The organism is Microcystis sp. M53603_WE2 (genome assembly GCF_030065435.1).
In genome coordinates this window covers 1-4,572 of sequence record NZ_JASJFF010000418.1, presented here as the reverse complement: position 1 = coordinate 4,572, position 4,572 = coordinate 1, and the positions used below count along the sequence as shown (strand labels likewise).

Genomic DNA, 4,572 nt, shown 5'->3' with positions numbered 1-4,572 from the left:
TCAAGCACCGGATATCATGGTGGTTTTTGGGAGACCAAAAGGGGAAAGGGGTTCCTATCGACAATGGCTCGAAAATAATATTAGTCCCCAGGTGGTTTTTGAAATCCTCTCTCCGGGTAACACCCTCACGGAAATGGCCAAAAAACAGCTATTTTATCAGCGTTATGGGGTCGAGGAATATTATCTTTATGATCCCCATAAAAACGATGCCAGTGCTTGGATAAGAGGCGAAAATCAGCTAGAAATTCTAGAAACTCTCGATAATTGGGTTAGTCCCCGTTTAGGAATACGTTTTCAGTTAGGAGAACCGGAAATGTTGCTTTTTTATCCCGATGGACAAGCTTTCACTAGCTATAATCAGGAAAAACAACGAGCGGAACGATTAGCCAATAAACTGCGGGAATTAGGCCTTAATCCTGACGAAATCTAAGTTTATCTCTTGATCGCAGTTTAAAGTTAATCTTTGTTAAGAGACAACTAAAAAATAGCCATAGTGGGCTATATGTATTTTCAGTATGATGAAGTTAGTTGGCTTAGTACAAAAAAAGGTGGGCAAGTCCCACCTTTATCACTAAACTATTGTCCTTGCTCCACTGCTGCCACCATCAATAAAGTCTTGAGGACAGAATCAGGATTAAGACTGATAGAATCGATGCCTAATTCCACTAAAAATTGAGCAAATTCGGGGTAATCACTGGGGGCTTGACCACAGATACCGATTTTGCGATTATGGGCTTTAGCGGTTTCAATGGCCATTTTCACCATGCGTTTAACTCCCTCATGCCGTTCATCAAAAAGATGGGCAACTAGGGCAGAATCCCGATCTAATCCTAAGGTTAATTGGGTCAAATCATTAGAACCGATCGAAAATCCGTCAAACACCTGAGCAAATTGGTCGGCAAGAATTACATTACTTGGTAACTCACACATCACATAAACTTGCAAACCATTAACCCCGCGTTCGAGACCATTTTTCGCCATTTCTTCGAGGACTCTCATCCCTTCTTCGGGGGTACGACAGAAAGGAATCATCGGAATCACATTAGTTAATCCCATTTCTTCCCGGACCATTTTCAGCGCCCGACATTCCAAAGCGAAAGCCTCGCGATAATTAGGATCAGTATAACGGGAAGCGCCGCGCCAACCGATCATCGGGTTTTCTTCCTTGGGTTCAAAGGGTTTGCCACCCAATAAATTAGCGTATTCATTGGATTTAAAATCGGACATCCGCACAATTACATCTTTGGGGTAGAATGCGGCTGCAATCATGGCAATTCCCCGGGCCAATTTATCGACGAAAAATTGGGGTTTATCCTCGTAGTGTTTGGTTAATTCGGCGATTTGGTCTTTTACGTCTCCTTCTTCCAATTCGTGGAATTTCAGCAAGGCGCTGGGGTGGGCCTGAATATGGTTAGCGATAATAAACTCTAGACGCGCTAAACCGACCCCTTGGGCAGGAATATCGGCAAAAGCGAAGGCTTTTTCGGGATTACCGATATTCATGAGGATTTTTGTCCGAGTTTGGGGCAAATTGTCCAGGGGAGTTTCAAGAATTTCAAAGGGTAGCAATCCGAGGTAAACTTTCCCTTCATCCCCTTCCGCACAGCAAACGGTGACTTCCTGACCGGTTTTAATCGTTTCCGTGGCATTATTGCAACCCACGATCGCCGGAATGCCCATTTCTCGCGCGATAATAGCGGCATGGCAAGTACGACCACCCTGATTAGTAACGATCGCGCTTGCTTGTTTCATAATCGGTTCCCAGTCGGGATCCGTGCGATTGGTGACGAGAACTTCTCCCGGTTTAAAGTTGTTGATTTTATCGACACTGAGGATGACTCTGGCTTTTCCTTGACCGATTGCCGCACCTACACTCCGTCCCACCGCTAAAACTTGACTTCTTTCTTTAATTTCGTAGGATTTAAGGATATTAGCTGCTTTTTGCGATTGTACGGTTTCTGGGCGCGCCTGAACGATAAAGAGTTCTCCCGTGATCCCATCTTTTGCCCATTCGATGTCCATGGGGGTGTAGGTTCCGCGCACTTGCGAGTAATGTTCCTCGATTTGGGTCGTCCAACGGGCTAAAGTGAGGATTTCTTGGTCACTAATGCAGAATTGATCCTGTTCTAGCTTGTTAACTCGGATATTCTTGGTTAGACGCGATCCTCCATCATCGTAGATCATCTTGATGGCTTTACTGCCGAGGCGTTTGTCGAGGATGGGTTTGTAACCGTTTTTAAGAGTGGGTTTAAAAACCAGATATTCGTCGGGGTTAACGGCTCCTTGCACGACATTTTCCCCTAAACCGTAGGCTGCGGTGATTAAAGTGGCATTTTTGAACCCTGTTTCCGTATCGATGGAAAACATCACCCCGGAGGTGGCTAGATCTGAACGCACCATTTTTTGGACACCGACGGAAAGGGCGACGGCAAAGTGATCGAAACCGTTATGATGACGGTAGGAAATAGCGCGATCGGTGAATAAAGAGGCAAAACATTTATGGCAAGCTTCTAAAACTCCCCTTACCCCTTGCACGTTGAGATAGGTTTCCTGTTGTCCGGCAAAACTCGCTTCTGGTAAGTCTTCGGCAGTGGCGCTTGAGCGAACGGCCACATCTATGGAATGATAGAGATCATCGCCATAACGTTCACAGAGTCGGCGATAGGCAATAGCGATCGCATGACTTAAATCATCGGGGAACGGTGTATTGAGAATTAATGTGCGTGCTTGTTTACCTTTTTCTTGCAAGTTTTGGACATCGTTTTCGTCTAAATCTTGGAAAATTTGTCTTAATTGTGCGTCTAGTCCGGCTTTTTCGACAAAGTGACGGTAAGCGTAAGCGGTGGTGGCGAATCCTGTGGGGACATTAATCCCTTTCGGGGTTAATTGTTGGATCATTTCGCCTAAGGAGGAGTTTTTGCCGCCGACTAATCCTACATCTTTGCTGTCTACTTCTTCAAACCACAGAATTAATGCTTGTTCTCTAGAGGTTCTCGCAACATCTTGTAGTAGCATCATAAGTATTTTTACCTCTGTACTTTATACTTTCAGTTTAGCGACATACCATCTTCAAAAACCCTTGAGTTTGATATTTATTTACAAAACTATATAATAGCAAACTCAGCTACGATCACCCTATCTCTAAAGGGTTTAATTGTCTAGCTACTTAACACAAAAATTAACAAACTAATCAGGAGTCTCAACAGTAACTTTCCTCAATGATAGCCTTAGTTATCTCAAAATAGTTACAGCAGTTATCTCAATGGTGAGATAGGAAGTTTTCGTTTTGGGGAGTCGGTCGTCAGCAGTCAGGAGTCAATACCAAATTAGGTTAGACTTTTTTTATGAGAAGGGCTGTAATTTAGCTTTAGGCATTTTCAAAGTCTGATAATAGTTCTTCTTCTGTTAAGTCAATCATCCCTACGCCAAAATCGGTCAATCTCAATAAAAAATTAACCCTATCCACTCCTAATAAATTGGCAGCCATACCCGATGAAATACGTTTCATCTCAAAGAGTTTTACTACCATAGCCCAAGTTGCTTCTCTCTCGAATTCCTCGCGGTTTTTTTGAAGAAAGTCGGGTAAATTTTCAGGATAATTTATGGTGAGTTGTAAAGTCATATATCGTGCTATATTTGTCCCATTTTTCTAGGTTGGATTTCACCTAGTTTAGCTCCATCCAACCTAGATTTATTTATATTTGTGTGATGGTGACATCAACAGTTTTAACCGTAGTTCCCAAACTGGATAAGGGAGGTTGAATTTCCTGTTCATTACCCACCACAAGAGTCACAATTTGATTCGGTTGCAGATATTGTTGGGCCACTCGTTGAATATCGGCAATTGTCACCCCTTTTACCGCTTGTTGATAACGGAAGATAAAATCTTGGGGATAACCATAGTATTCATAGGTCATCAATCGCGATAAATTCTGACCAGGTTTCTCAAACTTAAAAACAAAAGAATTGAGAATAGCATTTTTAGCATCTTCCAATTCTTTGGCAGTAACGGGTTGATTGCGAAGGCGCTCGATTTCGCCTAAAATTGCCTTAATAAAAGGCACGGTAGCATCGGTGCGAGTTTGACCTCCGGCAATAAATAAACCAGGATAATCATAACGACTATTCCAGATACCATAGACAGAATAAGCTAATCCTTGACGGGAGCGCACTTCATTAAATAAACGACCACCAAAACCGCTTAAAATCTCATTTAATACCGTTAAAGCGGGATAGTCGGGACTATCCAAACGACCACCAAGATGACCTAATAAAACGCTACTCTGGGTTAATTGGGGTTGATTGACGACAAAGACACCTTGAAGATTTTTTTGGGTTGCCGAAGGGGTGACAATTTTAGTGGCAGTGGCGGGATTTTTCCAATCGCCAAAAGTCTTATTGATTAATGCTTTCATCGACTGAGAATCAAAATCACCGACAATTCCTAAAATTATTTGGTCGGGACGGACATAGGTACGATAAAAATCGATTAAATCCTGACGGTCAATATTAGCTAAAGTGCTATATTCTACAGTACGAGCGTAGGGGCTATTATCACCATAGACTAGCTTT

Annotated in this window: 4 protein-coding genes; 1 reads left to right on the top strand and 3 read right to left on the bottom strand. The window is 42.8% G+C overall.

Annotated features, from left to right (window positions below):
• On the top strand, positions 1-430 hold a 430-nt coding region (locus PX481_RS08735; RefSeq protein ID WP_288094413.1), incomplete at its 5' end, for a Uma2 family endonuclease.
• A gap of 146 nt (positions 431-576) precedes the next feature.
• Here the strand turns inward: PX481_RS08735 and ppsA are convergent.
• The 3 genes from ppsA to PX481_RS08720 form a co-directional block, all read right to left on the bottom strand.
• A complete protein-coding gene (ppsA, locus tag PX481_RS08730; protein WP_002757719.1) occupies positions 577-3,018 on the bottom strand; it encodes a phosphoenolpyruvate synthase in 2,442 nt (813 codons plus the stop codon).
• A 349-nt stretch (positions 3,019-3,367) separates the two neighbouring features.
• Positions 3,368-3,622: a UPF0175 family protein gene (locus PX481_RS08725; protein ID WP_002757721.1), complete on the bottom strand. Its 255-nt coding sequence runs from the start codon at positions 3,620-3,622 to the stop codon at positions 3,368-3,370.
• Between the two features lie 73 nt (positions 3,623-3,695).
• A partial coding sequence (locus tag PX481_RS08720) for a M16 family metallopeptidase (protein WP_288094410.1) occupies positions 3,696-4,572 on the bottom strand: 877 nt, incomplete at its 5' end.